Source organism: Streptomyces sp. NPDC048001, assembly GCF_043203115.1.
Taxonomy (GTDB): Bacteria; Actinomycetota; Actinomycetes; order Streptomycetales; family Streptomycetaceae; genus Streptomyces; species Streptomyces sanyensis.
In genome coordinates, this window is the sequence record NZ_JBIDBN010000014.1 from 1 (window position 1) to 26,426 (window position 26,426).

At 73.1% G+C, this 26,426-nt stretch carries 23 protein-coding genes; 14 read left to right on the top strand and 9 right to left on the bottom strand.

What is annotated here, in order from left to right; translation table 11 throughout:
* Positions 1 to 94 precede the first annotated feature (94 nt).
* Positions 95 to 1,087: a 4-hydroxy-3-methylbut-2-enyl diphosphate reductase gene (locus ACGF15_RS24440; RefSeq protein ID WP_345612650.1), complete on the bottom strand. Its 993-nt coding sequence runs from the start codon at positions 1,085 to 1,087 to the stop codon at positions 95 to 97.
* A gap of 76 nt (positions 1,088 to 1,163) precedes the next feature.
* Here ACGF15_RS24440 and ACGF15_RS24445 point away from each other — a divergent pair, with 76 nt between their 5' ends.
* The 4 genes from ACGF15_RS24445 (at position 1,164) to ACGF15_RS24460 (ending at position 4,808) form a co-directional block, all read left to right on the top strand.
* Positions 1,164 to 2,522 (top strand): APC family permease, encoded by a 1,359-nt coding sequence (locus tag ACGF15_RS24445; protein WP_345612648.1) that lies wholly within the window; start codon positions 1,164 to 1,166, stop codon positions 2,520 to 2,522.
* A 43-nt stretch (positions 2,523 to 2,565) separates the two neighbouring features.
* Positions 2,566 to 3,774 carry an exodeoxyribonuclease VII large subunit gene (gene xseA / locus ACGF15_RS24450; protein WP_392801952.1) on the top strand — a complete coding sequence of 403 codons (1,209 nt, stop codon included), beginning with the start codon at positions 2,566 to 2,568 and terminating at the stop codon, positions 3,772 to 3,774.
* Positions 3,775 to 3,869: 95 nt separating this feature from the next.
* Positions 3,870 to 4,103, top strand: coding sequence for an exodeoxyribonuclease VII small subunit (locus tag ACGF15_RS24455; RefSeq protein ID WP_345612644.1), 234 nt, complete (start codon positions 3,870 to 3,872; stop codon positions 4,101 to 4,103).
* Positions 4,104 to 4,217: 114 nt separating this feature from the next.
* On the top strand, positions 4,218 to 4,808 hold the full coding sequence (locus ACGF15_RS24460; protein WP_392801956.1) for a malonic semialdehyde reductase: 591 nt from the start codon (positions 4,218 to 4,220) through the stop codon (positions 4,806 to 4,808).
* A gap of 162 nt (positions 4,809 to 4,970) precedes the next feature.
* Here ACGF15_RS24460 and ACGF15_RS24465 read toward each other — a convergent pair whose 3' ends face one another.
* A complete protein-coding gene (locus ACGF15_RS24465; RefSeq protein WP_392802194.1) occupies positions 4,971 to 5,528 on the bottom strand; it encodes a DUF4245 domain-containing protein in 558 nt (185 codons plus the stop codon).
* Positions 5,529 to 5,665: 137 nt separating this feature from the next.
* On the opposite strand from ACGF15_RS24465, the gene glpX reads away from it, so the two are divergent.
* Positions 5,666 to 6,697 (top strand): class II fructose-bisphosphatase, encoded by a 1,032-nt coding sequence (glpX, locus tag ACGF15_RS24470; RefSeq protein WP_345612640.1) that lies wholly within the window; start codon positions 5,666 to 5,668, stop codon positions 6,695 to 6,697.
* A gap of 147 nt (positions 6,698 to 6,844) precedes the next feature.
* Here glpX and ACGF15_RS24475 read toward each other — a convergent pair whose 3' ends face one another.
* Positions 6,845 to 7,207 carry a WhiB family transcriptional regulator gene (locus ACGF15_RS24475; protein ID WP_376428942.1) on the bottom strand — a complete coding sequence of 121 codons (363 nt, stop codon included), beginning with the start codon at positions 7,205 to 7,207 and terminating at the stop codon, positions 6,845 to 6,847.
* A 157-nt stretch (positions 7,208 to 7,364) separates the two neighbouring features.
* Positions 7,365 to 8,027: a DUF1707 domain-containing protein gene (locus ACGF15_RS24480; protein ID WP_345612636.1), complete on the bottom strand. Its 663-nt coding sequence runs from the start codon at positions 8,025 to 8,027 to the stop codon at positions 7,365 to 7,367.
* Between the two features lie 181 nt (positions 8,028 to 8,208).
* On the opposite strand from ACGF15_RS24480, the gene ACGF15_RS24485 reads away from it, so the two are divergent.
* Positions 8,209 to 9,885: a fumarate hydratase gene (locus tag ACGF15_RS24485; protein WP_360642976.1), complete on the top strand. Its 1,677-nt coding sequence runs from the start codon at positions 8,209 to 8,211 to the stop codon at positions 9,883 to 9,885.
* Positions 9,886 to 10,096: 211 nt separating this feature from the next.
* Here ACGF15_RS24485 and ACGF15_RS24490 read toward each other — a convergent pair whose 3' ends face one another.
* Complete coding sequence (locus ACGF15_RS24490) at positions 10,097 to 11,629, bottom strand: ricin-type beta-trefoil lectin domain protein (protein WP_392801962.1); 1,533 nt, start codon at positions 11,627 to 11,629, stop codon at positions 10,097 to 10,099.
* Positions 11,630 to 11,746: 117 nt separating this feature from the next.
* On the opposite strand from ACGF15_RS24490, the gene ACGF15_RS24495 reads away from it, so the two are divergent.
* The 4 genes from ACGF15_RS24495 to ACGF15_RS24510 all read left to right on the top strand — a co-directional run bounded on the left by ACGF15_RS24495 (position 11,747) and on the right by ACGF15_RS24510 (position 18,008).
* Complete coding sequence (locus tag ACGF15_RS24495) at positions 11,747 to 13,195, top strand: class II fumarate hydratase (RefSeq protein ID WP_345612630.1); 1,449 nt, start codon at positions 11,747 to 11,749, stop codon at positions 13,193 to 13,195.
* Positions 13,196 to 13,308: 113 nt separating this feature from the next.
* Entirely contained in the window at positions 13,309 to 13,989 is a 681-nt protein-coding gene (locus ACGF15_RS24500; protein ID WP_392801966.1) for a DUF402 domain-containing protein, read from the top strand.
* A 437-nt stretch (positions 13,990 to 14,426) separates the two neighbouring features.
* On the top strand, positions 14,427 to 16,355 hold the full coding sequence (locus ACGF15_RS24505) for a SpoIIE family protein phosphatase (RefSeq protein ID WP_362607543.1): 1,929 nt from the start codon (positions 14,427 to 14,429) through the stop codon (positions 16,353 to 16,355).
* A 189-nt stretch (positions 16,356 to 16,544) separates the two neighbouring features.
* Positions 16,545 to 18,008: a catalase gene (locus ACGF15_RS24510; protein ID WP_392801969.1), complete on the top strand. Its 1,464-nt coding sequence runs from the start codon at positions 16,545 to 16,547 to the stop codon at positions 18,006 to 18,008.
* Between the two features lie 75 nt (positions 18,009 to 18,083).
* Here ACGF15_RS24510 and ACGF15_RS24515 read toward each other — a convergent pair whose 3' ends face one another.
* Positions 18,084 to 20,309 carry a transglycosylase domain-containing protein gene (locus tag ACGF15_RS24515; RefSeq protein ID WP_392801972.1) on the bottom strand — a complete coding sequence of 742 codons (2,226 nt, stop codon included), beginning with the start codon at positions 20,307 to 20,309 and terminating at the stop codon, positions 18,084 to 18,086.
* A gap of 413 nt (positions 20,310 to 20,722) precedes the next feature.
* On the opposite strand from ACGF15_RS24515, the gene ACGF15_RS24520 reads away from it, so the two are divergent.
* Positions 20,723 to 21,616: an SPFH domain-containing protein gene (locus ACGF15_RS24520; RefSeq protein ID WP_345613245.1), complete on the top strand. Its 894-nt coding sequence runs from the start codon at positions 20,723 to 20,725 to the stop codon at positions 21,614 to 21,616.
* Entirely contained in the window at positions 21,613 to 21,861 is a 249-nt protein-coding gene (locus tag ACGF15_RS24525; RefSeq protein WP_345612620.1) for a hypothetical protein, read from the top strand. The genes ACGF15_RS24520 and ACGF15_RS24525 overlap by 4 nt, the downstream gene beginning before the upstream one ends.
* A gap of 33 nt (positions 21,862 to 21,894) precedes the next feature.
* Here ACGF15_RS24525 and ACGF15_RS24530 read toward each other — a convergent pair whose 3' ends face one another.
* The gene (locus ACGF15_RS24530) at positions 21,895 to 22,836 is read right to left on the bottom strand and encodes a hydrogen peroxide-inducible genes activator (RefSeq protein ID WP_345612618.1); all 942 of its coding nucleotides are present in this window, start codon (positions 22,834 to 22,836) and stop codon (positions 21,895 to 21,897) included.
* Positions 22,837 to 22,968: 132 nt separating this feature from the next.
* Between ACGF15_RS24530 and ACGF15_RS24535 the strand changes: the two genes are divergently transcribed.
* Positions 22,969 to 23,523 carry a peroxiredoxin gene (locus ACGF15_RS24535; protein ID WP_256524774.1) on the top strand — a complete coding sequence of 185 codons (555 nt, stop codon included), beginning with the start codon at positions 22,969 to 22,971 and terminating at the stop codon, positions 23,521 to 23,523.
* Between the two features lie 2 nt (positions 23,524 to 23,525).
* Positions 23,526 to 24,059 carry an alkyl hydroperoxide reductase gene (locus ACGF15_RS24540; protein WP_345612615.1) on the top strand — a complete coding sequence of 178 codons (534 nt, stop codon included), beginning with the start codon at positions 23,526 to 23,528 and terminating at the stop codon, positions 24,057 to 24,059.
* 84 nt (positions 24,060 to 24,143) lie between these two features.
* Here the strand turns inward: ACGF15_RS24540 and ACGF15_RS24545 are convergent, their stop codons facing one another.
* On the bottom strand, positions 24,144 to 24,908 hold the full coding sequence (locus tag ACGF15_RS24545) for a hypothetical protein (RefSeq protein ID WP_392801977.1): 765 nt from the start codon (positions 24,906 to 24,908) through the stop codon (positions 24,144 to 24,146).
* Positions 24,905 to 26,248 (bottom strand): AI-2E family transporter, encoded by a 1,344-nt coding sequence (locus ACGF15_RS24550; protein ID WP_345612611.1) that lies wholly within the window; start codon positions 26,246 to 26,248, stop codon positions 24,905 to 24,907. The genes ACGF15_RS24545 and ACGF15_RS24550 overlap by 4 nt, the downstream gene beginning before the upstream one ends.
* Positions 26,249 to 26,426 lie beyond the last annotated feature (178 nt).

A 26,426-nucleotide genomic window follows, 5' to 3' on the forward strand; every position in this document is an offset into this window, starting at 1 on the left:
CCCCCCGCGGGGGGGGGGGGGGGGGGGGGGGCCCCCCCCCCCCGGGGGGGGGCGGGGCCGCCCCCCCCCCCCCCCCCCCCCCCGCGCCGGGGGGTCAGCCGCGCAGGAGGCGGGTGGCCTCCTCGCGCAGGTCGCGTCGCAGCTCCTTGGGCAGGGAGAAGGTGATGGACTCCTCGGCCGCCTTGACGATCTCCACGTCCTCGAAGCCGCGCCGGGAGAGCCATTCCAGGACGCCCTCGACCAGCACCTCGGGCACGGAGGCACCGGAGGTGACGCCGACCGTGGAGACGCCGTCCAGCCACGCCTCGTCGATCTCCTCGGCGAAGTCCACCAGGTGCGCGTCGCCCGCACCGGCGCCGAGGGCGACCTCGACCAGGCGGACGGAGTTGGAGGAGTTCCTGGAGCCGACGACGATCACCAGGTCGGCCTCGGCGCCCATCTGCTTGACGGCGATCTGGCGGTTCTGGGTGGCGTAGCAGATGTCGTCGCTCGGCGGGGAGACCAGGCCCGGGAACTTGGTCTTCAGGGCGTCGACGGTCTCCATCGTCTCGTCGACGGAGAGCGTGGTCTGGGACAGCCAGACGACCTTCTCGGGGTCGCGGACCTCGACCTTGGCGACGTCCTCGGGGCCGTCGACGAGGGTGATGTGCTCCGGGGCCTCGCCGGAGGTGCCGATGACCTCCTCGTGGCCCTCGTGGCCGATCAGGAGGATGTCGTAGTCCTCCTTGGCGAAGCGCACGGCCTCCTTGTGGACCTTGGTGACCAGCGGGCAGGTCGCGTCGATGGTGGCGAGCTTGCGCTCGGCGGCCTCGGCGTGCACGGTCGGCGCGACGCCGTGCGCGGAGAACATCACGATCGAGCCCTCGGGGACCTCGGCGGTCTCCTCGACGAAGATCGCGCCCTTCTTCTCCAGGGTCTGCACGACGTACTTGTTGTGGACGATCTCGTGGCGGACGTAGACGGGCGCCCCGTACTGCTCCAGGGCCTTCTCCACGGCGATCACGGCACGGTCGACGCCCGCGCAGTAGCCACGGGGAGCGGCGAGGAGGACGCGTCGGGCAGGCGGCACAGCAGTCATGCCCCCCATCGTAAGGCCGCCCAGAACAGGCACCCGGCCGCCCGCCGGCCGCACACTGGGCGTGACCCACCGCTGGGAGGACGCGATGAGGCGATCGCCGGGGGCCCGCAGCGGCCGCGGTCCCGGGCAGGGCGGGCTGCACCGGGAGCTCGGCTTCCGCGACCTGGTGGTCTACGGCCTGCTGTTCATCGCCCCGATGGCCCCGGTCGGGGTGTTCGGCACGCTGGACGCCAGGTCGGGCGGCGCGGTGGCGCTGGTCTACGCGGTGGCGACGGTGGCCATGGCGTTCACCGCTTCGAGCTACGCGCAAATGGTCCGGGTGGCGCCCCGGGCGGGCTCGGTCTTCACCTATGCCCGCAAGGGGCTGGGAGAGGCTCCGGGCTTCGTCGCGGGGTGGATGGCGATGCTGGACTACCTGCTGATCCCGGCGGTGGCCTATCTGTTCTCCGGGATCGCGATGGAGGCGCTGGTCCCGGAGGTGGACCGCTGGGTGTGGACCGCGCTCGCGGTGGTGGTGACCACGGCGCTGAACCTGTGGGGTGTGCGGGCGGCGGCCCGGGTGGGCTTCGCGGTGCTCGTGATGGAGATCGTGGTGCTGCTCGTCTTCGTGGTGGCCGCGGTCGCGGTGCTGGCGCGCGAGGGTGCGCGGCGGGACTGGCTGACACCGCTGACCGGGGACACGGGCTTCTCGACGGCGGCGGTGCTGGGCGCGGTGTCGGTGGCGGTGCTGTCGTACCTGGGCTTCGACGCCGTCGCCTCCTTCGCCGAGGAGGCCACGGGCGGCTCGCGCCGGGTGGCCCGGGCGGTGCTGTTCTGCCTCGGGGTGGCGGGTGTGCTGTTCGTGGTGCAGACGTACCTGGCGGCACTGCTGATGCCGGTGGCCTCGGCGGAGCTCCGTGCGGAGCCGGCGGGGCAGGGGACGGCGTTCTACGACGCCGTGGACGCCTCGGTCGGGACCTGGCTGCACGACCTGGTGGCGGTCAGCAAGGCGGTCGGCGCGGCCTTCGCGGCCCTGGCGGCGCAGGCGGCCGCCGGGCGGCTGCTGTTCGCGATGGCGAGGGAGCAGCGGCTGCCCCGGCCGCTGGCCCGGACGGACGCGGGGGTGCCGCGGGTGGCGCTGCTGGCGGCGGCGGCCGTGACGCTGGTGGCCGCGGTCGCGGCGGCCCAGCTGGACGACGGGCTGGAGCATCTGGTGTCGATCGTGGACGTCGGGGCGCTGTCCGCCTTCATCCTGCTGCACGCCAGCGTGGTGGGCTGGTTCGTGGTGCGGCGGATGGGGGGCCCGCCGCAGTGGGGGCGCCATCTGGTGGTGCCCGTCCTGGGGGTGGTGGTGCTGGGCGCGGTGGTGCTGGAGGCGGCGCGGTCGGCCCAGCTGGTGGGTCTGGTGTGGCTGGGGGCGGGGCTGGTGGTGCTGTCGCTGCAGTGGGGGCGGCGGGAGTGGTGAGGGCGGGCCCGCGGTGTCGTATCCGGCCGCTACGCTCGCGGTCATGGCTCTCAACACGTCCGCGGAGGCGCCCCTGCCGGTCGGCGAGGTGTCGCGGCTCATCGGCGGCTGGATCGACCGGCTCGGGTCCGTGTGGGTCGAGGGGCAGATCACCCAGCTGTCGCGCCGCCCCGGCGCCGGGGTCGTCTTCCTGACCCTGCGCGACCCGTCGTACGACATCTCCGTCGGCGTCACCTGCTACCGGAAGGTCTTCGACGCGGTGGCGGACGTGGTGTCGGAGGGGGCGCGGGTGGTGGTGCTCGCCAAGCCGGAGTGGTACGCGCCCCGCGGCCAGCTGTCGCTGCGGGCCGCGGAGATACGGCCGGTGGGCATCGGGGAACTGCTGGCCAGGCTGGAGCAGTTGAAGCGGTCCCTGGGGGCCGAGGGGCTGTTCGCCGCCGACCGCAAGCGGCCGCTCCCCTTCCTGCCCCACCGGGTGGGTCTGGTGTGCGGGCGGGCCTCGGCCGCGGAGCGGGACGTCCTGGAGAACGCCCGCCGCCGCTGGCCGCAGGTGCGCTTCGAGGTGCGCAACGTGGCGGTGCAGGGCGTGCACGCGGTTTCCCAGGTGGTCGGGGCGGTGAAGGAGTTGGACGCCCATCCGGAGGTGGACGTGATCATCGTGGCGCGCGGCGGCGGCAGCGTGGAGGATCTGCTGCCGTTCTCCGACGAGCAGCTGGTGCGCGCCGTGGCGGAGTGCACCACCCCGGTGGTGTCGGCGATCGGCCACGAGCCGGACGCACCGCTGCTGGACCTGGTCGCCGACGTGCGCGCCTCGACACCGACGGACGCCGCCAAGAAGACGGTTCCGGACGTGGGCGAGGAGCTCCGGCGGGTGGACCAGCTGCGGGAGCGGGCGCTGCGTTCGGTGCGGGGGCTGCTGGAGCGCGAGGAGCGCGGTCTGGCGCACACGCTGGCCCGCCCCTGCATGGAGCATCCGCAGCGGATGGTGGAGCAGCGCGAGGAGGAGGTGCGGGCGGTGCGGGCACGCGGCCGCCGGGTCCTGGGGCATCTGCTGGACCGCGCGGAGTCCGAGCTCGCGCACACCCGGGCCCGGGTGGTGTCGCTGTCGCCCGCGGCGACCATGGAGCGCGGCTACGCGGTGCTCCAGCGGGAGGACGGGGCGGTGGTGCGCTCACCCCACGGGGCTCCGGCCGGGGAGCGGCTGCGGGCCCGGGTCGCCGAGGGGGAGTTCGCCGTGCGCGTCGAGGACTGAGGGCAGGGGAGGCCGGGCGGGCGGACAGGACCGGCGTGGACAGGGCCGGCGTCGTGTGGACGGCGGCCGGAAGGCAGGAGGAGGACGGAGCGAGCATGGGCGGCAGGACGGAAGAGGCCGCGATCGGCTACGAGCAGGCACGGGACGAGCTGATCGAGGTGGTGCGCCGGCTGGAGGCGGGCGGGACCACGCTGGAGGAGTCGCTGGCGCTGTGGGAGCGCGGCGAGGAGCTGGCCAAGGTGTGCCGGCACTGGCTGGAGGGGGCCCGGGCCCGGCTGGACGCCGCGCTGGCGGAGGAGGAGGCGCAGGAGGGAGAGGTGTCCTCGTAGGACCGCACCGCGGACGGGGCGGCATGTGAGTGGAGTCACCACACATTTTAGTTGAAGGTTAATCTATTCGAGGTACGGTGAAGAGGTACTTGGCTGACCCATGAAAGGCCCCCCATGCCCCTCGTCCTCGACCCCGCCGCACAGGACCTGCTGTTCCGCGAGGCCCGTACCGCGAACAGCTTCACCGACGAGCCGGTGACCGACGAGCAGGTCCAGGCCATCTACGACCTGGTCAAGTACGGCCCCACCGCCTTCAACCAGACGCCCCTGCGCATCGTGCTCATCCGCAGCGACGAGGCCCGGGCCCGCCTGCTGCCGCACCTGGCCGAGGGCAACCGGGCGAAGACCGCGGCCGCGCCGCTGGTCGCCGTCCTGGCCGCGGACAACGAGTTCCACACCGAGCTGCCGACGCTCTTCCCGCACTTCCCGCAGGCCAAGGACGTCTTCTTCAGCGAGCGCCCGGTGCGCGAGGCGACGGCGACGGTCAACGCCGCGCTCCAGGCCGCGTACTTCATCGTCGGCGTGCGCGCCGCGGGGCTCGCGGCCGGCCCGATGACCGGCTACGACGCCGTCGGCATCCAGAAGGAGTTCCTGGACGGCGACCACACCCCGCTGATGGTCGTCAACATCGGCAGGCCCGGACCGGACGCCTGGTTCCCGCGCTCCCCTCGGCTGGACTACGGCAAGGTCGTCACCAGCGTCTGAGCCCCGCCCACGGCAGCCGAAGGCCGCCGCGCCCGGTTCCCCGGCCGCGGCGGCCTTCGCCTGTCCGCGGGGCGCCCCGCACGGGCCGGCGGGCACCGCACCGGAGCGCCCCGCGAACCGGGCGAGCAGCCGGACGGGCCCCGGCGACCGGGGGCGCGGCGGCTATCCCGCCGCCGGGGACGGGGAGGCCGGGGACGGGGACGGACCCCGCTCCGCCACCAGGGCCTCGGCCATCTCGACCAGGCGCCCGGTCGCGGCCGTGCCCATGACCACCGTCGTCACCTCGTCGGAGGCCAGCACCAGGGCGTCGTACTTCGGGCCCTCCCAGTACTGCCAGGTCTCGCCGTCGACCTGCTCGGTCCGCTCGGTCCTGCGTGCCTGACGGGTGACCTCGCGCACGTACTTCTCGTCCGGCCGGGCGGTGGACTGCTCCACGGCGACGTACTGGCGGTCCGGGTCGAGGAAGCCGAGGTGCCAGGCGTGGCCGTCGGCGCCGTCGAAGGTCACGCTCGTGGCGCGCCAGCCCTCACCCAGCCCGACGGGGGCCGCCACCGGGTACGGTGCCGCGCGCCGCGCCGTCAGCAGCTCCACACGGTAGTCCTGCTCCTGCACCGGGTCCGCGTTCTCGTCATGCGGGACCAGCGTGTAGATGCCCGCCACGACGATGCCGATCACCGCCATGGACTGGAACATCCCGCGGATCGTCTGTCTGCCTCGCATACCTGCCACGCCCCCCATGGTCGCATCCGGCATCCGTGCTCAAACGTGGCCCCCTCTGCTCAATTTGTCGATGTACCGATAGAGTCGCAGGACCCTCCCAATACGGCCGTCGCGTCGTACAGAAAGGTGCGCTCCCGATGACCGAGCATCATCTGCCGCCCCCGCTCGAGGTCTCCCCCGAGGCCCCGGACCGCAACCTCGCCCTGGAGCTGGTCCGGGTCACCGAGGCCGCCGCCATGGCCGCCGGCCGCTGGGTCGGCCGCGGCGAGAAGAACGGCGCCGACGGCGCGGCCGTGAAGGCCATGCGCACCCTCGTGTCCACCGTCTCGATGAACGGCGTGGTCGTCATCGGCGAAGGCGAGAAGGACGAGGCGCCGATGCTGTACAACGGCGAGCGCATCGGCGACGGCACCGGCGCCGAGTGCGACATCGCCGTGGACCCGATCGACGGCACCACGCTGACCGCCAAGGGCATGCCGAACGCCATCGCGGTGCTCGCGGCCGCCGACCGCGGCACCATGTTCGACCCCTCGGCCGTGTTCTACATGGACAAGCTGGCCACCGGCCCCGAGGCGGCCGACTACGTCGACATCAACGCCCCGGTGTCGGTGAACATCCGCCGGGTCGCCAAGGCCAAGAAGTCGACCCCCGAGGACGTCACCGTCGTCATCCTGGACCGCCCCCGCCACGAGGGGATCGTCAAGGAGATCCGGGAGACCGGCGCCCGGATCAAGTTCATCTCCGACGGGGACGTGGCCGGGTCGATCATGGCCGTGAGGGAGGGCACCGGCGTCGACCTGCTGCTCGGCATCGGCGGCACCCCCGAGGGCATCATCTCGGCCTGCGCCATCAAGTGCCTGGGCGGTGTGATCCAGGGCAAGCTGTGGCCCAAGGACGACGAGGAGCGGCAGCGGGCCGTCGACGCCGGCCACGACCTCGACCGGGTGCTGTCCACCAACGACCTGGTCAGCGGCGACAACGTGTTCTTCGTGGCCACCGGGATCACCGACGGCGAGTTGCTGCGGGGGGTCCGCTACCGGGCCGAGACGGCGACCACGCAGTCCCTGGTGATGCGGTCCAAGTCCGGCACGATCCGCCAGATCGACTCGACCCACCGCCTGTCGAAGCTCCGGGCGTACAGCGCGATCGACTTCGACCGCGCGCAGTAGCGGGCCCGGCCCGGCGTCGGCCGGAACGGCGGGAGGCGCCCTCGTGTCGAGGGCGCCTCCCGCGCCGGGTCGTGCGGCCGGGGTGCGCGTCTCCCCCTCGTACGCGGCTGCGCCGAACCGGCCGGGACCGGGAGGCCCGGGAGCGGTTCAGGCCGCGGAGGCCGGGTTCTTCAGCTCGACCTCGCGCCGGCGGCGGCGGGCGAGGACCACCCGGCGCTCGGCGGCGGTGAGCCCGCCCCAGACGCCGTAGGGCTCGGGCTGGAGCAGGGCGTGCTCCCGGCACTCGATCATCACCGGGCAGCGGGCGCAGACCCGCTTGGCCGCCTCCTCGCGGGCGAGCCTGGCGGCGGTCGGCTCCTTGGAGGGCGCGAAGAACAGCCCGGCTTCGTCGCGGCGGCACACCGCCTCCGCATGCCAGGGACCGGCCTCGTCGTCCCGGGCCGGGACGCGCTGACGCGGAACGGCGGCGACCTGCGGGGCCACCGGCAGTGAATGAGGCGGCAGTTGCAGCACGGTCTACTCCTGACGACGGATTCGCGAGCGAGAGACGATGCAGCAGTCCCTACCCGCTGTGCGTACGCCTATGCACTGAGTGGCCCGCGCAGCGGCGGCGCCCCGGGGCGCCCCGGCGCCGCGGCAGCGTGAACGCTGCGCTCGCACGCCCTCGTCAGCCGAGGCGTTTGCGCAGGCGGGCGTGGAGGTCGGCGACCCGGCGGCCACGCCTGGGCTTGGCCTCGACATTGCCGAAAACCGTGTACCCGTTGACGACCACGACCGGAGCCTCCGGGTCCGCCGCCTCCAGGGTGACCACCTCGAAGTTGCCGAACACGCCCGTGCCGCTGCCGCGCAGGGTGATGTTCTCCGGGACCCGGATCTCGACGCTGCCGAAGATCGAGGTCGCGTTGACGGTGGTCAGCCGCTGGCGGAAGAGCGCCTCGGTGAGGTCGATCTCGACGCTGCCGAAGAGCGAGAAGGCGTTGGTGCGGCGACCGACCCGCCAGCGGCCCTTGCGGACCGAGGCGGAGAAGACGGCGACGACGTTCTCCGCCGGGGCCCCGTCCGCCTCCTCGCCCCCGGGAGCGGCCGCATCGCGGGCCCGCGATGCGGGCAGGTCCCGCACCAGCGGCTCCAGTTCGCCCATGGTCTTGGCGCGGTAGACGGCGTCGATCCGCTCCGCGTGCTCCTCCGCGTCCAGCCTGCCCTCGGCCAGGGCCGCCCCGAGGACGTCCGCGGTCCGGTCCCGGTCGGCGTCGGAGGCGCGCAGGGCCGGCGCCGCGGCCTCGGCCCGGGCGGTGCCGGCCGGCTGCTGGGGGTGCTTCTCGAGGTCCACGGCCTCAGCGTAGCGAAACGCGATAGATCGCGACCAGTGCACCGGGGGGATGCACCCGGACGCGCGCAGGGCACCCACCGCGGCGCCAAGTGAGCCTTACCTCACAAGCCCGGCGCGGCGGGCGCGCCCTACCCTGGAGGGCGCTGCCAACGGAGGCACGCCGCTGTCTGTGAAGTGAGGAATGGGCGAAATGCCGGAGTTCGCGTATACGGATCTGCTCCCGCTGGGCGAGGACACCACGCCGTACCGGCTGGTGACCTCGGAGGGCGTCTCCACATTCGAGGCCGACGGGCGCACCTTCCTGAAGGTGGAGCCGGAGGCCCTGCGCACCCTCGCGGCCGAGGCGATCCACGACATCCAGCACTACCTCCGCCCCGCGCACCTCGCGCAGCTGCGGCGCATCGTCGACGACCCCGAGGCGTCCTCCAACGACAAGTTCGTCGCGCTGGACCTGCTGAAGAACGCCAACATCGCCGCCGCGGGCGTGCTGCCGATGTGCCAGGACACCGGCACCGCGATCGTCATGGGCAAGCGCGGCCAGAACGTGCTCACCGCCGGGGGCGACGAGGAGGCCCTCTCCCGGGGCATCCACGACGCCTACACCAGGCTGAACCTGCGCTACTCGCAGATGGCCCCCCTCACCATGTGGGAGGAGAGGAACACCGGCTCCAACCTGCCCGCGCAGATCGAGCTCTACGCCACCGACGGCGGCGCGTACAAGTTCCTCTTCATGGCCAAGGGCGGCGGCAGCGCCAACAAGTCCTTCCTCTACCAGGAGACCAAGGCCGTCCTCAACGAGGCGAGCATGATGCGCTTCCTGGAGGAGAAGATCCGCTCGCTCGGCACCGCGGCCTGCCCGCCCTACCACCTGGCGATCGTCGTCGGCGGCACCTCCGCCGAGTTCGCGCTCAAGACCGCGAAGTACGCCTCGGCGCACTACCTGGACGCACTGCCCGGCGAGGGCTCGGAACTCGGCCACGGCTTCCGCGACGAGGAGCTGGAGAAGAAGGTCTTCGAGCTCACCCAGAAGATCGGCATCGGCGCCCAGTTCGGCGGCAAGTACTTCTGCCACGACGTCCGCGTGGTGCGCCTGCCCCGCCACGGGGCCTCGCTGCCCGTGGCCCTCGCCGTCTCCTGCTCCGCCGACCGCCAGGCCGTCGCCAAGATCACCGCGGAGGGCGTCTTCCTGGAGCAGCTGGAGACGGACCCGGCGCGCTTCCTGCCGGACACCACGGACGAGCAGCTCGCCGAGGACGCCGACGTGGTGCGGATCGACCTCAACCGGCCGATGGACGAGATGCTCGCCGAGCTGACCAAGTACCCGGTCAAGACCCGGCTGTCGCTCACCGGCCCGCTCGTGGTGGCGCGCGACATCGCGCACGCCAAGATCAAGGAGCGGCTGGACGCGGGCGAGGAGATGCCGCAGTACCTCAAGGACCACCCGGTCTACTACGCGGGTCCGGCCAAGACGCCCGAGGGCTACGCCTCCGGCTCCTTCGGTCCGACCACCGCCGGGCGCATGGACTCCTACGTGGAGCAGTTCCAGGCGGCGGGCGGCTCGAAGATCATGCTCGCCAAGGGGAACCGCAGCCGGCAGGTCACGGACGCCTGCGGCGCGCACGGCGGCTTCTACCTGGGCTCGATCGGCGGCCCCGCGGCCCGCCTGGCGCAGGACTGCATCAAGAAGGTCGAGGTCCTGGAGTACGAGGAGCTCGGCATGGAGGCGGTCTGGAAGATCGAGGTCGAGGACTTCCCCGCCTTCGTCGTGGTCGACGACAAGGGCAACGACTTCTTCACCGAGCCCGCTCCGGCGCCCACCTTCACCTCCATCCCGGTGCGCGGGCCCGGCCTCGCCTGATCCTCCGCGTTCCGGCCGTCCGGGCCGGCCGTTCCCGAAGGGGAGCGGCCGGCCCGGACGTGTGCCGGGGGACCGGGCGGGGCCGGAGGCGGCAGTCGGCCGCACCGGCCCGGCCCGTGCGCCGGGAGCCCGGCGCACAGGCCCCGGCGTGCCGGAGCACCGGCGCACGGGCACGACGCCGGCTCCCGGCTCCCGGCTCCCGGCTCCCGGCTCAGGCGAAGCGCTGCCCGGCGGAGCCGTCGCAGGCCCGCAGGCGGAGTGCCTCGCCCGCCGCTCCGGCGGTGGCGCACAGGGACTGCGCGGAGGAGGGGCGCAGCGTGTCGCCGACGCGCGCGAAGCGCTGGTTGGCGCCGCCGTGGCAGTTCCACACGATCAGGGCCGTCCCCGCCCGGGCGTCGCCGCCCGGGACGTCCAGGCAGCGGTCCTGGCTGAGCTCGGTGTGCAGCGACCCGCGGTCGGGGTCGTACCACCAGCCCTGGTTGCGGCCGCCGTGGCAGTCCCAGCCGAGCACGCGGGTGCCGTTGCGGCTCACCGCGCCCTCCACGTCCAGGCACGGGCCGGAGGCCGCCTTCAGCGGCCGGTAGGCGTCGTCCCAGGCGAACGGGAACAGCTCCGGACGGCCCGAGGAGGCGACGTCGGCGCAGCCGGCCTCGCGCAGGCCCGACGCGTACAGCTGGGTGAGGCACGAGGCGAAGGCGGCGTGGCCGCGGGCGTTGGGGTGGAAGGACTGGCGGACGGAGTTGGAGTCCGGCGGGAAGTGGGACAGGTCGATGTACAGACCGCGGGCCCAGGCGTCCTGGTGGCAGACCTCGTGGCCGTGGAAGAGCCGGGAGTTGTCCAGGTAGACGGCTCCGGTGGCCCGGGCGACCTCGCGCATGCCGCGCTGGAAGGCGGGCACGGCGGTGTTGCGGCCCCACACGGTGTCGGAGTCGTAGCCCATCCCGCCGCAGATCAGCTTGCCGGGGAAGTCGGGGTTGTCGCGGAAGTCGGGGCCGATGGGGCTGGGGTAGCCCATGACCACGAGGCGGTAGTCGGCGTCCGCGTAGCCGGCCTCGCGCATCACCGTGCGCAGGTCCCGCACGGTCTGCGTGACCTTGGGCACGAGGGCGTCGACACGGGCCTGCCAGCCGGGCGCGTACGTCGGCGCGCAGGGCCCCTGGAGGAGGATGTAGCGGGTGACGCAGTCGGTCATGACCGGTCCGAAGCGGAGGTCGTCGTTGGCGCCGGCGACCAGGAGGACCATCTTGACGCGGGTGTTGCGGGCCTTGATCGCGAGGTTGTCGCTCTGCACGAGCTCGTCGGCGTACTGGGGGCTGCCGCCGATGCGGATGTTGCCGGTGTAGGCGCCCGAGCAGGAGACGTTGTAGGTGACGTCGGCCTCGATGCCGGTGCGGTGGATGGCGGCCTCGGGCGAGCGGTGGCACCAGTTGTCGGGGCCGTCGGTGCCGGGCTCGTAGCGGCCGACGCCCTCGCCGGAGATCTCGCTGTCGCCGAGGGAGACCAGGCCGGTCTTGCGCTCCTCGGGAGGGCGCTGGTCCGGGCTGCCGTAGAGCGCGGTGGCCTCGGCAGCCCGGACGGCCTCCAGTTCGGGCGGTAGGGGGACGGCCGCTGCCCCCGCCGGGGCGGGGGCAGGAGCGGGAGCGGGAGCTGCGGCGGCGCTCGTGGCACCGGCCGCGGTGGCGAGGACGGCGGTCGCCGCCACCGCTCTGAGGAGCATGCGAAGTCTTGGGCCTGAACGCGTCATTGCGCCTCCCCGGGTTGTGGTTACCCGGGGTATTTACTGGCGGGTAAGGCAGTTGGGAATACACAGAACAAGACAACTGCTCACCTTTTCGGCGGCAGGCGGAGAAAGGACAGTGCGATGAGCGGCAGCGAGGCGGACGGCTCCCGGGCCCGGGACGTGGAAGGCCCCCGGGCCGGGGAGGCGGCCGGGTTCCGGACGGAGCGCGACTCCATGGGCGAGGTCCGGGTGCCCGCCGGCGCCCGGTGGCGGGCCCAGACCCAGCGGGCGGTCGAGAACTTCCCCGTCTCCGGGCAGCGGCTGGAGCGGGCCCACATCGAGGCCCTGGCCCGGATCAAGGGCGCGGCCGCCCTGGTCAACGCCCGGCTGGGCGTGCTGGAGCAGGACGTCGCCGAGGCGATCGCCGACGCCGCGGCCGAGGTGGCGGAGGGCCGCTGGGACGGCCACTTCCCCGTCGACGTCTTCCAGACCGGCTCGGGCACCTCCTCGAACATGAACGCCAACGAGGTGCTGGCGTCGCTCGCGAGCGAGCGCCTGGGCCGGGACGTCCACGCCAACGACCAGGTGAACGCCTCGCAGTCCTCCAACGACGTCTTCCCCTCCTCCATCCACATCGCCGCGGCGGCCGCCGTGACCGGCGACCTCGTCCCGGCCCTGGAGCACCTGGCGGGCTCCCTGGAGCGCAAGGCGGCGGAGTTCGCCGCGGTGGTGAAGTCCGGCCGCACCCACCTGATGGACGCCACTCCCGTCACCCTCGGCCAGGAGTTCGGCGGCTACGCGGCCCAGGTCCGCTACGGCGTCGAGCGGCTGCGCTCCGCCCTGCCCCGCCTCGCCGAACTCCCGCTCGGCGGTACGGCGGTGGGCACCGGCATCAACACCCCGCCCGGCTTCGCGGCCGCGGTGATCGCCGAGGTCGCCCGGGCGACCGGGCTGCCGCTGACCGAGGCCCGGGACCACTTCGAGGCCCAGGGGGCGCGGGACGCCCTGGTGGAGACCTCCGGGCAGCTGCGCACCGTCGCCGTGTCGCTGACGAAGGTCTGCAACGACCTGCGCTGGATGGCCTCCGGGCCGCGCACGGGGCTCGCCGAGATCAACCTGCCCGACCTCCAGCCCGGCTCCTCGATCATGCCGGGCAAGGTCAACCCGGTGGTGCCGGAGGCCGTGCTGATGGTCGCCGCCCAGGTCACGGGCAACGACACCACCGTCGCGGTGGCCGGGGCCGCGGGCAACTTCGAACTCAACGTGATGCTGCCGGTGATCGCCAAGAACCTGCTGGAGTCGATCCGGCTCCTCGCCAACGCCTCCCGCCTGCTGGCGGACCGGACCGTGGACGGCATCACGGCCAACGCGGGCCGGGCGCGCGAGTACGCCGAGTCCTCGCCGTCCGTGGTGACCCCGCTCAACCGGTACCTCGGCTACGAGGAGGCGGCGAGGGTCGCCAAGAGGTCGCTCGCCGAGCGCAGGACGATCCGCGAGGTCGTCCTGGAGGGAGGCTACCTGGAGCGCGGGCTGCTGACCCTGGAGCAGCTGGACGAGGCCCTGGACGTGCTCCGCATGACCCACCCGTGAGGGGCCCCGCCGCGGGCGGCCGCGTCCGGCGGGGCACCGGCGCGCGTCCGCGGCGGCCCGACCCGCCCCTCGGCGGACGGCACCGCATCCGGGCCGGACCTTAGGATCTGCTCATGCCAGGGACGGAAGACATCGCACGCTGGGCGCCGGGGGACCACATCCTGTGGCGCTACTTCGGCCGCGCACCGCACCCCGGCGGCCGCGCGGTGCACATCTGCCGGCCGGTCACGGTCGTCCGGGACACCGAGGAGCTGCTCGCGGTCTGGATGGCTCCGGGCACACGCTGCGTCAAACCGGTCCTCGCGGACGGCACTCCGGTGCACCTGGAGCCGCTCGCCACCCGCTACACGGCCCCGCGCACCCTCACCACCGGCCGCTGGTCCGGTACGGGGGTGCTCAAGCTCGCCCGTCCGGGGGACCCCTGGTCGGTCTGGCTCTTCTGGGACGCGGGATGGCAGTTCAGGAGCTGGTACGTGAACCTGGAGGAGCCGCACACCCGTTGGCCGGGAGGCGTCGACTCCGAGGACCACTACCTCGACATCTCCGTCTACCCGGACCGCAGTTGGCTCTGGCGGGACGAGGACGAGTTCGAACAGGCCCAGCGGGCAGGGCTGATGGACGCGGCGACGGCGGAGCGGGTGCGTGCGGCGGGGCGGGCCGCGGTGGCCGCGATCACCGCCTGGGAGGCCCCGTTCTCCTCCGGTTGGCAGGACTGGCGGCCGGACCCCGGCTGGCCGCTGCCGGAGCTGCCCGCGGACTGGGACCGCTCCCCCGGGCGCACCCTGGCGTCCTGAGGGGAGCACTCCCGGGGTTGACGCGGACCGAACCTGGCCGAAAATTTGCGTTTCACCGTCACCGCGCCCCTTCTTTCCGCTCCGTGGCCGTTCCGGCAGCTCCTTGTCTGTCCGATTCCGGTCCGGAAACGCGCTCCCGGGTGCACGACCTCGTGAGACTCTTGATGCGCCCCCTCGGGGCAAACGTAGGATCGTCCTCCGCGGTGCAGCCGGCACCCGCGGCACGGGCGCCACAGGGGTTCCGAGGGAGTGTTCGGAGGAACACTGCACGTCAGCACCAGTCACCGAAGTCAGCATGCGTCGCACAGAGGGGGTCGAGCCGTGCCGGATGCGCGCCGTCCCGTGCCGGCCGGACCCGGAGCGGGTGCCGCGCCCCAGGGGGCGCACCCCGTCGCGACCGCAGCGCACCACCGGCCCGGACGGACGGAATCCCAGGCGTGACGGAGCATCCCACCTCCCATGACGGCCGGCAGCCGCTCGCTGCCCGGTCCCAGGAACGCACCCGGCCGCGGGCCGAGGGCGCCGCGTCCCCGCCCGCCGACCCGCCGCCGCGGCGGGCCCCGGCCGCCGGGCCACCGGCGCAGCCGCTGCCGCCCGCCCCGGCCGTGCCCGCGCCGCCGCACGCCCCCGAGGCCGCGTCGACCGACCTCGCGGGCACCGCACGCCGCGAGGGCGACCGGCTCCGCTTCGTCGGCGCCGCGACCCGGCGGATCGCCCGCGGCCTGGACCTGGACGAGATCGTCCTGGGCCTGTGCCGCGCGACGGTGCCGACCTTCTCGGACGCGATCCTCGTCTACCTCCGCGACCCGCTGCCCGTGGGCGACGAGCGGCCCGTCTCGCCCTTCGTGCTCCGCCTGCGCCGTACCGACCGGCTGCGCTCGACCGGCGAGGAGGGCGAGACCTCCGGCGGCCTGCTGCCGGCCGCCGACCGCCTCCTGGACCCGGCACCCGCCGCGGAGCTGTGCGAGGTGCGCTCCGGGGGAGCGCTGTCGGAGGTGCTGCGGGGCGTGCGGCCGGTGTTCGGCGACTCCGCGGCCGCCCGGGCCGCCCTGCCGGAGCTGCTCGGCGAGGGCCGCGGCGTACCGGGCGGCCACCGGGCCATCCTCGCCCCGCTCCGCGGCCGGCGCCGGGTCATCGGCGCCGCGGTGTTCCTGCGGCGCCCGGACCGTCCCGCCTTCGAGCCGAACGACCTGCTGGTCGCGGCCCAGCTCGCCACCCACACCGCCCTGGGCATCGACAAGGCGGTGCTCTACGGGCGGGAGGCGTACATCGCCGACGAGCTCCAGCGCACCATGCTCCCGGACTCCCTCCCGCAGCCCACCGGGGTGCGCCTGGCCTCCCGCTATCTGCCGGCCGCCGAGACCGCCCGGGTCGGCGGCGACTGGTACGACGCGATCCCGCTGCCCGGCAGCAGGGTGGCGCTGGTCGTCGGCGACGTGATGGGGCACTCCATGACCTCGGCCGCGATCATGGGCCAGTTGCGCACCACGGCGCAGACCCTGGCCGGGCTGGACCTGCCGCCGCAGGAGGTGCTGCACCACCTCGACGAGCAGGCGCAGCGCCTCGGCACCGACCGCATGGCCACCTGCCTGTACGCCGTCTACGACCCGGTCTCGCACCGGATCACCATCGCCAACGCGGGGCACCCGCCGCCGGTGCTGCTGCACCTGGGCGGGCGGGCGGAGGTGCTGCGCCTGCCGCCGGGCGCCCCGATCGGGGTCGGCGGCGTGGACTTCGAGGCGGTGGAGCTGGACGCCCCGGCGGGCGCGACGCTCCTGCTCTACACGGACGGGCTGGTGGAGTCCCGGCTGCGGGACGTGTGGACGGGCATCGAGCAGCTGCGGGAGCGGCTGGCCGCGACCGCCCAGCTGACCGGGCCGGACCACTCGCCCCCGCTGGAGGCCCTCTGCGACGACGTCCTCGACATGCTCGGCCCCGGGGACCGCGACGACGACATCGCGCTGCTGGCGGCCCGCTTCGACGGCATCGCCCCGAGCGATGTCGCCTACTGGTTCCTGGAGCCGGAGGACGCGGCACCGGGCCGCGCCCGGCGGCTGGCCCGCCGGGCGCTGGAGCGCTGGGGTCTGACCGAGCTGTCCGACTCGGTGGAGCTGCTGGTCAGCGAGGTGGTCACCAACGCCGTGCGCTATGCGGAGCGACCGGTGATGCTGCGCCTGCTGCGCACCGATGTGCTGCGCTGCGAGGTCGGGGACGACTCCCCCCAGCTTCCGCGGCAGCGCCGGGCCCGGGACACCGACGAGGGCGGCCGCGGTCTGTTCCTGGTCAACCGGATGGCCCGGCGGTGGGGTGCGACACGGCTGTCGACCGGCAAGGTGGTCTGGTTCGAGCTGCCCGCCCGCGGCTGACACCCCGGGACGGCACGGTCCACCGGAACGCGGTCCACCGGAACGCCGTCCGGGACCGGACCGGGACCGCTTCCGTACCGGGAAGAAGTCCGGATTGCGTCTATATGTTGCCGGAGGGGTGTCGTAGGCGTTGACTGGGGCACACGGCCGAAGCGACCACCTAGACCCCAGACCGACGGGAGGACGCTCGTGTCCGAGTCGACCCCCAGGGCCCCCTACACCACGAACAACGCCGGCATCCCGGTGGAGAGCGACGAGCACTCGCTGACCGTGGGGCCGGACGGCCCGATCCTGCTCCAGGACCACTACCTGATCGAGAAGATGGCCCAGTTCAACCGCGAACGGGTTCCCGAGCGGGTGGTCCACGCCAAGGGCTCCGGCGCCTACGGCTTCTTCGAAGTGACCAACGACGTGTCCCAGTTCACCAGGGCGGACCTCTTCCAGCCCGGCAGGCGCACCGAGATGCTGGCCCGGTTCTCCACCGTCGCCGGGGAGCAGGGCTCCCCCGACACCTGGCGCGACCCCCGCGGGTTCGCGCTGAAGTTCTACACCGAGCAGGGCAACTACGACCTGGTCGGCAACAACACCCCGATCTTCTTCGTCCGCGACACGATCAAGTTCCAGGACTTCATCCGGTCGCAGAAGCGCCACCCCGCCACGGGACTGCGCAGCAACGACATGCAGTGGGACTTCTGGACGCTCTCGCCGGAGTCGGCCCACCAGGTCACCTGGCTGATGGGCGACCGGGGCATCCCGAGGACCTACCGGCACATGAACGGCTACGGCTCGCACACCTACATGTGGGTCAACGGCGCCGGCGAGCGCTTCTGGGTGAAGTACCACTTCAAGACCGACCAGGGCATCGGCTTCCTGACCCAGGCCGAGGCGGACGAGCTCACGGGCGAGGACGCCGACCGGCACCGCCGCGACCTGTACGAGTCGATCGCCTCGGGCGACGCGCCCTCCTGGACGCTGAAGGTGCAGATCATGCCCTTCGAGGACGCGGCCGACTACCGCTTCAACCCCTTCGACCTGACGAAGGTGTGGCCGCACGGCGACTACCCCCTGATCGACGTCGGCCGGATGGTGCTGGACCGGAACCCGGAGGACTACTTCGTCCATATCGAGCAGGCGGCCTTCGAGCCGTCGAACATGGTGCCCGGTATCGGGCCCTCACCGGACAAGATGCTGCTCGGGCGGCTCTTCTCGTACCCGGACACGCACCGCTACCGGATCGGCCCGAACTACGCCCAGCTGCCGCCGAACCGGCCTCATGCGGCGGTCGGCTCGTACGCCAAGGACGGCCCGATGCGCTACGAGCCCGCGAAGACCTCGCGGCCGTACGCACCGAACTCCTACGGCGGTCCCGCGGCCGACGTCGGGCGCTTCGGCGACCCGGCCGGCTGGGCGACGGCGGGCGAGATGGTCCGCGAGGCGACCGTGAAGCACCGCGAGGACGACGACTTCGGCCAGGCGGGCACCATGGTCCGCGAGGTGCTGGACGACGCGGCGCGGGAGCGGCTGGCCTCCAACATCAGCGGCCATCTTCTCGACGGGGTCACCCGGCCCGTGCTGGAGCGCGCACTGCAGTACTGGCGCCAGGTGGACAAGGACCTCGGCGACACCGTCGCCGCGAAGGTGGACGGCGGCTGAGGGCCCGGGCACGGCGACGGCGGCGCCCCGCGGGCTGCGGGGCGCCGCCGTCGCGGTCGCGGGGAGTGGCGGGCCTCAGCCGCCGCCGTCGCTCCGGGGGCGCTCGGCGCCCTCCTCCGGCTCCACCGGCGGGGTGAACGTCGGCTCGCCCGTGGGGGTCGGGTCGGGGATCAGCGTCGGGGTGTCGGAGGGGGTCGGCGTGGGCTCCTGCGTCGGGGTGTCGGAGGGGGTCGGCGTGGGCTCCTCCGTCGGGGTGTCGGAGGGCGTCGGCGTGGGCTCCGGCTCCTCGGACTCCGTCTGCGAGGGCCCCGGGTCGGGCCGGGGCCGTGCGGGCTCCGCCACGTCGAGGTCGAAACGGGCGTCGGAGCCGCCGCCGAGGGCGTCCAGGGTGTAGGCGGCCCAGATCCGGGCCGGGAAGCCACCGCCGTTGGCCCGCCCGGAGTCCGCGGTGCCGGTGAGGCTCTTCTGCCCGCCGCCGTCCGCGGTGGACTCGCCGAACAGGGCGACCACGGTGGTCAGTTCGGGGGTGTAGCCGGCGAACCAGGCCGAGCGGTTCTTCTCGGAGGTGCCGGTCTTCCCGGCCGCCTGGTACGCCGGGGACGCGGCCGCGACGCCGGAGCCGGACCGGACCACGCCGGTGAGGCCGGCGGTGACGGTGTCGGCGGTCTCGCGGCTGATCACCTGGCGGCCGGCCGCCTCGGGCATCTCGATGGTGCGGTCGTTGTGCTCGGCCCTGGCCACGATGGAGGGGGTGACCTTCTTCCCGTGGTTGTCCAGGGTCGCGTAGACACCGGCCATGTCCCAGGTGGAGGCGTACATGGTGCCCAGCGAGATGGCCGGGACCTCGGGGAAGTTGAGGTCCTGCATACCGAGGTCGAGGGCCGTCTTCTTCACCCGGTCCAGGCCGACGTCGACGGCCATCTGCGCGAAGGAGGAGTTGATCGACCGTTCGAGCGAGGTCTGGACGCTGACCGGCCCGTAGCTGCGCCCGAGGTCGTTCTGCGGGTCGAAGGGGACGTCGCTGCCGACCACGGGGCGGCGGCTGGTGCCGTCGTAGACCGTGTTCAGGCCGATGGGCCGGCCGTCCTGGGTCTCGGAGCCGTTCTCCAGGGCGGAGGCGAAGACCACGGGCTTGAAGGTGGAGGCCGGCTGGTAGTCGCGGCGGGTGGCGTTGGAGAGCCAGTGCTGCGTGGCGTCCACGCCGCCGTAGAGGGCGACGACCTTGCCGGTCTTCGGGTCGACGGAGGTGGCGCCCGCCTGCACGGTGGCGTCGACCTCGCTCCCCTCGCGGTCGAGCTTGGACTCCAGCTGCTCCTCGACCGCCTTCTCCAGGGCCTTCTGGCGCTTGGAGTCGATGTTGAGGGTGATCGTCCAGCCGCCGGCGTCGAGGTCCTCCTCGTCGAGGCCCTCCCGCGCCAGTTCCTTCTTGGCGGCGTCGACCAGGTAGCCGGTCTGCCCCTCCATACCGGGTGCGGGCCGCGGGTCCTCGGGCACCGGGAAGGTCAGCCCGGCCCGCTTGCCCGCGTCCAGCCAGCCCTCCTCGACCATGTTGTCGAGGACGTACTCCCAGCGCGCCTCGACCAGCTTCTTGCCCTTGCCGGAGGCGGCGGTCCAGTCGTACTGGCTGGGCGCCTGGAGCAGGGCGGCGAGGTAGGCCCCCTGGGCGACGTCCAGCCGGTCGGCGTCCACCCGGTAGTAGGCCTGGGCGGCCGCCTGGATGCCGTAGGCGTTGCGCCCGTAGTAGCTGGTGTTGATGTAGCCGGCGAGGATCTCCGACTTGGTCTTCTCCTGGTCCACCTTGAGCGAGATCACCAGCTCCTTGAGCTTGCGGGTGACCGTCTGGTCCTGGTCCAGGTAGTAGTTCTTGACGTACTGCTGGGTGATCGTCGACCCGCCCTGCTTGCCCTGGCCGGTGAGCGTGTTCTTGAGGCCGCGGAGCGTGCCCTTGACGTCCACGCCGGAGTCCTCGAAGAAGCTCTTGTTCTCCGCGGCGACGAAGGTGTACTGCACGTCGCGGGGGATCTCCTCCAGGCCGACGATCTCGCGGTTGACCTCGCCCGTGCGGGCCAGCACCGTGCCGTCGCTGTACTTGTAGATGTTGGACTGCATCTCGGCCTCGGCGTTGGCGGCCGGGACCGGGACCATCAGGTAGACGACGAGGAACGCGCCCATCCCCAGCAGGCACAGGGCGAAGAACGTCCCCACCAGCTTCCGCCAGGTGAAGAGCCGGCGTATCCCGGATGCCCCCGTCCGGCGCGCATCGCGCTGCCCCGGGGCCTGTTGCCCGTCCGCTCGGCCCATCGCTTCGCAGCCCCGCTCTCTTGTCGTCGCATCCGTGGTCGGCGGCCGCCCCCCACCGGTGTCGGGCGGTCCGGAATCAGCTCAGAAAGGTAACACCGGCGAGTGCGACAAAGGCGCCGCGATCCGCTCTTTTCATGACGTGACAATCAGCACCTCTCCCGAGGGAACCGACTCACCACGGGGCCGAAGGGTTGCCACCCGGGATTATGTGCTATCACTTTGCTAGAGGTCCCGGGGCGCCGGGACGCGCCGCGCACACGACGACAGGACGGGGAGAGGCCATGGCGGGAACAGGGATCGGCACGGGCAGGGACGGCGCCGCGGAGGAGGCCGCGCGGGCGGTCGTCCACCCGGACGGACTGCCGGAGGGACCGGCCGAGGGACCGGCCGAGGAGCCCCGGAGCGGGCCCCGGATGCCCGCCCCGCGGGTGCGGGAGTTCCCCGCCCACAGCATCGGGGGCGGACTCGCCCTGCTGCTCGGGCTGCTGGGGCTCGCGGTCGGCGCGCTGCTGGTGTTCTCCGCGATCCCCGTGGAGTCCGCGGGCGGCAAGGCGGCGCTGATCGTCACCGGCCTCCTGGTCGGCCTTGCGGCCCTGCTCGCGATGGCCGGGCTCAACATGGTCGCCCCCGGCGAGGCCCGCGTGGTCCAGCTCTTCGGCCGCTACCGGGGCACCATCCGCACCGACGGGCTGCGCTGGGTCAACCCGCTCACCTCGCGCGCCAAGATCTCCACCCGGGTGCGCAACCACGAGACCGCGGTGCTGAAGGTCAACGACGCCTACGGCAACCCGATCGAGCTGGCGGCCGTGGTGGTGTGGAAGGTCGACGACACCGCGCAGGCCGTGTTCGAGGTCGACGACTTCCTGGAGTTCGTCTCCACCCAGACCGAGGCGGCCGTGCGCCACATCGCCATCGAGTACCCCTACGACGCCCACGAGGAGGACGGCCTCTCCCTGCGCGGCAACGCCGAGGAGATCACCGAGAAGCTGGCGGTCGAACTGCGGGCGCGGGTGGAGGCGGCCGGTGTCGCCATCATCGAGTCCCGCTTCACTCACCTCGCCTACGCCCCCGAGATCGCCTCCGCGATGCTCCAGCGCCAGCAGGCGGGTGCCGTGGTCGCCGCCCGGCGCCAGATCGTCGACGGTGCGGTGGGCATGGTGGAGGCGGCCCTCAACAAGCTCACCGAGCAGGACATCGTGGAGCTGGATCCCGAGCGCAAGGCGGCCATGGTCTCCAACCTGCTGGTCGTCCTGTGCGGCGACCGCGCCGCACAGCCGGTCGTCAACACGGGCACCCTGTACCAGTGACCCCGCCTCCCCCGCCCCCGCCCGGAGGGCGCAAGCAGATCCTGCTCCGCCTCGACCCCGCGGTCCACGAGGCCCTGGCCCGCTGGGCCGGCGAGGAGCTGCGCAGCGCCAACGCCCAGATCGAGTACCTGCTGCGGCGGGCCCTGGCGGAGGCCGGGAGGCTGCCGGGGAACGTCGCCCCGCAGGCCCGCCGCGGGCGGCCGCCGCGCAACCCGGCCCCCGGGGACGGCGGCCCGGGGGCCTGAGGCGGCGGGTGCCGACCGGAGCGGCCGGCCCGCTCAGTCCGCGACCCGCACGGGCAGGGAGCCCAGGGCCTCCCGGAGCGCCTGCGCGAACTCGGCGAACTCGCCCCCGCGAGCGGCCCCCGTGCGCATCGCGAGGGCGATCCGGCGGGACGGCGCGGGCGCGGCGAACCACCCGGTCCGCAGGTCGCCGCGCCCCGCCTCGACGGCCACCGCCGTCCGGGGCAGCAGGGTCACGCCCATGCCCCCGGCGACCAGCTGGACCAGGGTGGCCAGCCCGGCGGCCGTGGTGGTGACGGGCGCCCCCTCGGTCCGGCCCGCCTCCCGGCAGACGTCCAGGGCCTGGTCGCGCAGGCAGTGCCCCTCGTCCAGAAGGAGCAGGGGGAGTTCCCGCAGCGCCTCCCGGGGGATGCCCTCGCGCCCGCCGAGCGGATGCCCGGTCGGCGTCACCAGGACGAAGTCCTCGTCGAACAGGGGCAGTTCCGTCACCCCCGGCACACCGAGCGGAACGGCGAGCAGCAGCAGGTCCAGACGGCCGGCGGTGAGCCCGTCGAGCAGCGAGGAGGTCTGCTCCTCGTGGACCTGGAGGTCCAGCTCGGGGTAGCGCCTGCGCACCAGGCGCAGCACCGTGGGCAGCAGGTACGGCGCGACGGTGGGGATCACGCCGAGCCGCAGCACGCCGGTGAACGGCGCACGCACGGCCTCCGCCTCCTCCATCAGCTCGCCGACCGCGTCGAGCACCGCCTTGGCCCGCACCGCCAGCCGCTCCCCGGCCGGGGAGAGCAGCACCTTGCGGGTGGTGCGCTCCAGCAGCTGCACACCCAGCCCCTCCTCCAGGGCCGAGACCGCACCGGAGAGCGCGGGCTGGCTCATCCCGATCGCCGCCGCGGCGTCGCGGAAGTGGAGGTACTCGGCCACCGCCGCGAAGGCCCGCAGTTGCGCGAGGCTCGGCTGTTTGCCCCGATTCGCCACCACCACTGATAACCACCTCCGATCGCGATGACCGAGTCTAGCTATTTCCGTGATCAATGCACCCTGTGCCACCATCAAGACCTGTCCAACCCCCATGGAAGACCTCAAAAGGGACCTTCCTGTATGCAAGGAGAGCGCGTGCTCACTGTCGGTGACCAGTTCCCCACGTTCGAGCTGACCGCCTGCGTCTCGCTGGAGAGCGGCAAGGAGTTCGAGACGATCACCCACAAGTCCTACGAGGGCAAGTGGAAGGTCGTCTTCGCGTGGCCGAAGGACTTCACCTTCGTCTGCCCGACCGAGATCGCCGCCTTCGGCAAGCTGAACGAGGAGTTCGCCGACCGCGACGCCCAGGTTCTCGGCTTCTCCGGCGACTCCGAGTTCGTCCACCACGCCTGGCGCAAGGACCACGACGACCTGCGCGACCTGCCCTTCCCCATGATGGCGGACTCCAGGCACGAGCTGATGCGCGACCTCGGCATCGAGGGCGAGGACGGCTTCGCGCAGCGCGCCGTCTTCATCGTCGACCCGAACAACGAGATCCAGTTCACCATGGTGACGGCCGGCTCCGTGGGCCGTAACCCCAAGGAGGTCCTGCGGGTCCTGGACGCGCTCCAGACCGACGAGCTGTGCCCCTGCAACTGGACCAAGGGCGAGACCACCCTGGACCCGGTCGCCCTCCTGGCCGGTGAGTGACGATGGCCCTCGCCGAGCTGAAGTCCGCCCTGCCGGACTACGCGAAGGACCTGCGCCTCAACCTCGGATCCGTCATCGGCAACAGCGAGCTGCCGCAGCAGCAGCTGTGGGGCACCGTGCTGGCCTGCGCCATCGCCGCGCGCTCGCCGCGGGTGCTGCGTGAGCTGGAGCCCGAGGCCAAGGCCAACCTGAAGCCGGAGGCGTACACCGCCGCCAAGTCCGCCGCCGCGGTCATGGCGATGAACAACGTCTTCTACCGGACCCGGCACCTGCTGTCGGACCCGGAGTACGGCACCCTGCGCGCGGGCCTGCGGATGAACGTCATCGGCAACCCGGGCGTGGAGAAGGTCGACTTCGAGCTGTGGTCGCTCGCCGTCTCGGCGGTCAACGGCTGCGGCCAGTGCCTCGACTCGCACGAGCAGGTGCTGCGCAAGGCCGGAGTGGACCGGGAGACCGTCCAGGAGGCCTTCAAGATCGCCGCGGTGATCCAGGCCGTGGCCACCACGCTGGACGCCGAGGCGGTCATCGCCGAGTAGGCGCGCCGCCCCCGGGACGACGGGCCCCGCCGGATCGGACGATCCGGCGGGGCCCGCGCGTTTCCCGGCGGCGCCCCGGACCGGTCAGCCGTCCGCCTTCAGCCGGCCGAGCAGGGCGCGCATGTCCTCGACCAGGACATCCTCCAGCCCGGAGACGTCCAGCGAGGACTCGCCCGTGCGGTAGTCGACGTTGCCGGAGAGGACGAGGCGGACCTCCGCCTGGCCGTCCAGCACGTCCAGGGTGATGTCCGAGTCCCCCCGCACCACGAAGGCCCGCTCGCCCGGGCCGTCGAGCTCGCGCACCTCCGTACCCGGTTCCCACATCTCGTGCCGGGCGCGGACCGTCGCCTCGAACTCCGGTTCGGGGTCCAGGCCCTTGTGGAGGATGTAGGAGACGTACAGGGTGGGCATCGAGCCGAGTTCGTTCCCCTCCGCGTCCACGGGGACCTCGTAGCCGGCGGGGCGCAGGGACCGGATGCAGCTGGCCTCGTCCCGCGCCACGTGGCTGAAGGACTCCGACTGCCCGCGGTCCTCGAAGGATCCGACGGCCTCGCGGATGCCCGCGAGCCCGGTCCGCTCGCACAGGTCCTCCACCGCCCCGTAGGCGCCGGGGCCGAGGGCCAGGCTCTGGTAGGCGGTGAGCCCCGCGGCCCACAGCGCGGAGGCCGCGAGGGCGCCGCCGAACGCCCACCACCAGGCCGGACGCCGCCGGACGCCGCCCGGCGCCCGGGCGCCCCCGGTGACCGTGTCACCGGGGTCCTCATCCGGGGGGCGTCCCGGGCCGACGGCACCGGGCCGGTCGCCGGGGCGCTCGAAGGGCTCGCCCACGAGTTCGGGCTCCGAGATCATGACTGCTCCTCCCCGTCGGAGCGGCGCTGCGCGCTCGGTGGCAGGACGGGCGCGGTGGCGAGCGCCGTCGCGCCGTGGGGCGGCGGGGCGAGCCTGGCCTCCTGCTCCTTGCTGTAGGCGCGCAGATAGCCGACGACGGTGTTGGTGACCGCGACGAGCGGCACCGCCACGACCGCCCCGCCGATGCCCGCGGTCAGCCCGCCGGCCGCCACCGCCAGCACCACCGCCAGCGGATGCACCCGTACGGCCCGTCCGAGGATGAACGGCTGCAGCACATGGCCCTCGATCTGCTGCACGGCGAGGACGACCACCAGCACCATCAGGGCCGTGAACACGCCCTGGGTCACCAGCGCCACGACCACCGCGAGCGCCCCGGAGATCACCGCGCCGACGAGCGGGATGAAGGCGAACAGGAAGATGAACACGGCCAGGGGCACCGCCATCGGCACGTCGAGGAACCAGATCCCGAGGCCGATGAAGATGGCGTCGATGAGCGCCACCAGCACGGTGCCGCGGACGTAGGCGGTCAGGGTGCGCCACGCCCGGGGCCCGGCCCCCGCCACTCCGTGCCGCGCCTGCTCGGGGACCAGCTTGAGGGTCCACTCCCAGATGCGCCTGCCGTCGTAGAGCAGGAAGAGCGTGGAGAACATCGCCAGCAGTATCCCGGTGAGCACCTCGACCATCACGGTCACGCCCTGCAGGCCCGCGGAGGTGATCTCCTCGGTGTTGGTGCCGATGGTGTCGCTCAGGTTCTCGGCGATGTCGTTGATCTGGCTCTCGGTCACATGGAAGGGGCTGTCCAGCAGCCAGCGCTTCAGTTCGTCGATGCCGTCGCGGACGCGGGCCGAGAGCGTGTCCAGGTTCTCCATGACCTGCCACACCACGAACCAGCCGACGAGGCCCATGATGACGAAGCCGAGGATCGCGGTGACGGCGGTGGCCAGGCCCCGCGGCAGCCCCGTACGGCGCAGCCGGGCCACGGTCGGCTGGAGCATCGCCGTGACGAGCAGCGCGGCGACGAAGGCCAGCACCACGAGCTGGACCGCGCTGATGACCCGCATCAGCACCCAGAGGGTGCCCGCGAGGACGAGCAGCCGCCAGCCGGCCTCGGCGGCGACGCGGATGCCCCAGGGGATCGCGGCGACGGGGTCGGGGCGGGCCGCGACCACGGGCGCGTAGGACGGCGGGGCGGGCACGCTCCCCCGGGCCTCCACCCGGGCGTCGGGCACCGGGGGCAGCTCGTCCTCGGCGACGGCCTCCCTGCGGCGCTCGTCCAGCCGCTCACCCACCCGGGTGAGGCTCGCGCCCACGCGTCCGAGCCACCCTGGAACCTTCGACATGTTGCTCCCTCTTGTCCCCACCGCTCTCCCCCGCGCCCCGAAGGGCGGGGTGGTGCCCCCGCCGGGGAGTGACGGACCCCGACGGTACACGCACGGAGCCCCCCGCCGAAGGACGGCGAGGGGCTCGCGAAGGTTGAGCGGCGGTACGGGCCCGAAGGGCCTGGTCCCCCGTCAGACA

Excerpts from the sequence above, each read along its gene's own strand:
- ACGF15_RS24440 (WP_345612650.1), bottom strand. The coding sequence starts at position 1,087 with ATGGGGGGCATGACTGCTGTGCCGCCTGCCCGACGCGTCCTCCTCGCC.
- ACGF15_RS24445 (WP_345612648.1), top strand. The coding sequence starts at position 1,164 with ATGAGGCGATCGCCGGGGGCCCGCAGCGGCCGCGGTCCCGGGCAGGGC.
- xseA (WP_392801952.1), top strand. The coding sequence starts at position 2,566 with ATGGCTCTCAACACGTCCGCGGAGGCGCCCCTGCCGGTCGGCGAGGTG.
- ACGF15_RS24455 (WP_345612644.1), top strand. The coding sequence starts at position 3,870 with ATGGGCGGCAGGACGGAAGAGGCCGCGATCGGCTACGAGCAGGCACGG.
- ACGF15_RS24460 (WP_392801956.1), top strand. The coding sequence starts at position 4,218 with ATGCCCCTCGTCCTCGACCCCGCCGCACAGGACCTGCTGTTCCGCGAG.
- ACGF15_RS24465 (WP_392802194.1), bottom strand. The coding sequence starts at position 5,528 with ATGCGAGGCAGACAGACGATCCGCGGGATGTTCCAGTCCATGGCGGTG.
- glpX (WP_345612640.1), top strand. The coding sequence starts at position 5,666 with ATGACCGAGCATCATCTGCCGCCCCCGCTCGAGGTCTCCCCCGAGGCC.
- ACGF15_RS24485 (WP_360642976.1), top strand. The coding sequence starts at position 8,209 with ATGGGCGAAATGCCGGAGTTCGCGTATACGGATCTGCTCCCGCTGGGC.
- ACGF15_RS24490 (WP_392801962.1), bottom strand. The coding sequence starts at position 11,629 with ATGACGCGTTCAGGCCCAAGACTTCGCATGCTCCTCAGAGCGGTGGCG.
- ACGF15_RS24495 (WP_345612630.1), top strand. The coding sequence starts at position 11,747 with ATGAGCGGCAGCGAGGCGGACGGCTCCCGGGCCCGGGACGTGGAAGGC.
- ACGF15_RS24500 (WP_392801966.1), top strand. The coding sequence starts at position 13,309 with ATGCCAGGGACGGAAGACATCGCACGCTGGGCGCCGGGGGACCACATC.
- ACGF15_RS24515 (WP_392801972.1), bottom strand. The coding sequence starts at position 20,309 with ATGGGCCGAGCGGACGGGCAACAGGCCCCGGGGCAGCGCGATGCGCGC.
- ACGF15_RS24520 (WP_345613245.1), top strand. The coding sequence starts at position 20,723 with ATGCCCGCCCCGCGGGTGCGGGAGTTCCCCGCCCACAGCATCGGGGGC.
- ACGF15_RS24540 (WP_345612615.1), top strand. The coding sequence starts at position 23,526 with ATGGCCCTCGCCGAGCTGAAGTCCGCCCTGCCGGACTACGCGAAGGAC.
- ACGF15_RS24545 (WP_392801977.1), bottom strand. The coding sequence starts at position 24,908 with ATGATCTCGGAGCCCGAACTCGTGGGCGAGCCCTTCGAGCGCCCCGGC.
- ACGF15_RS24550 (WP_345612611.1), bottom strand. The coding sequence starts at position 26,248 with ATGTCGAAGGTTCCAGGGTGGCTCGGACGCGTGGGCGCGAGCCTCACC.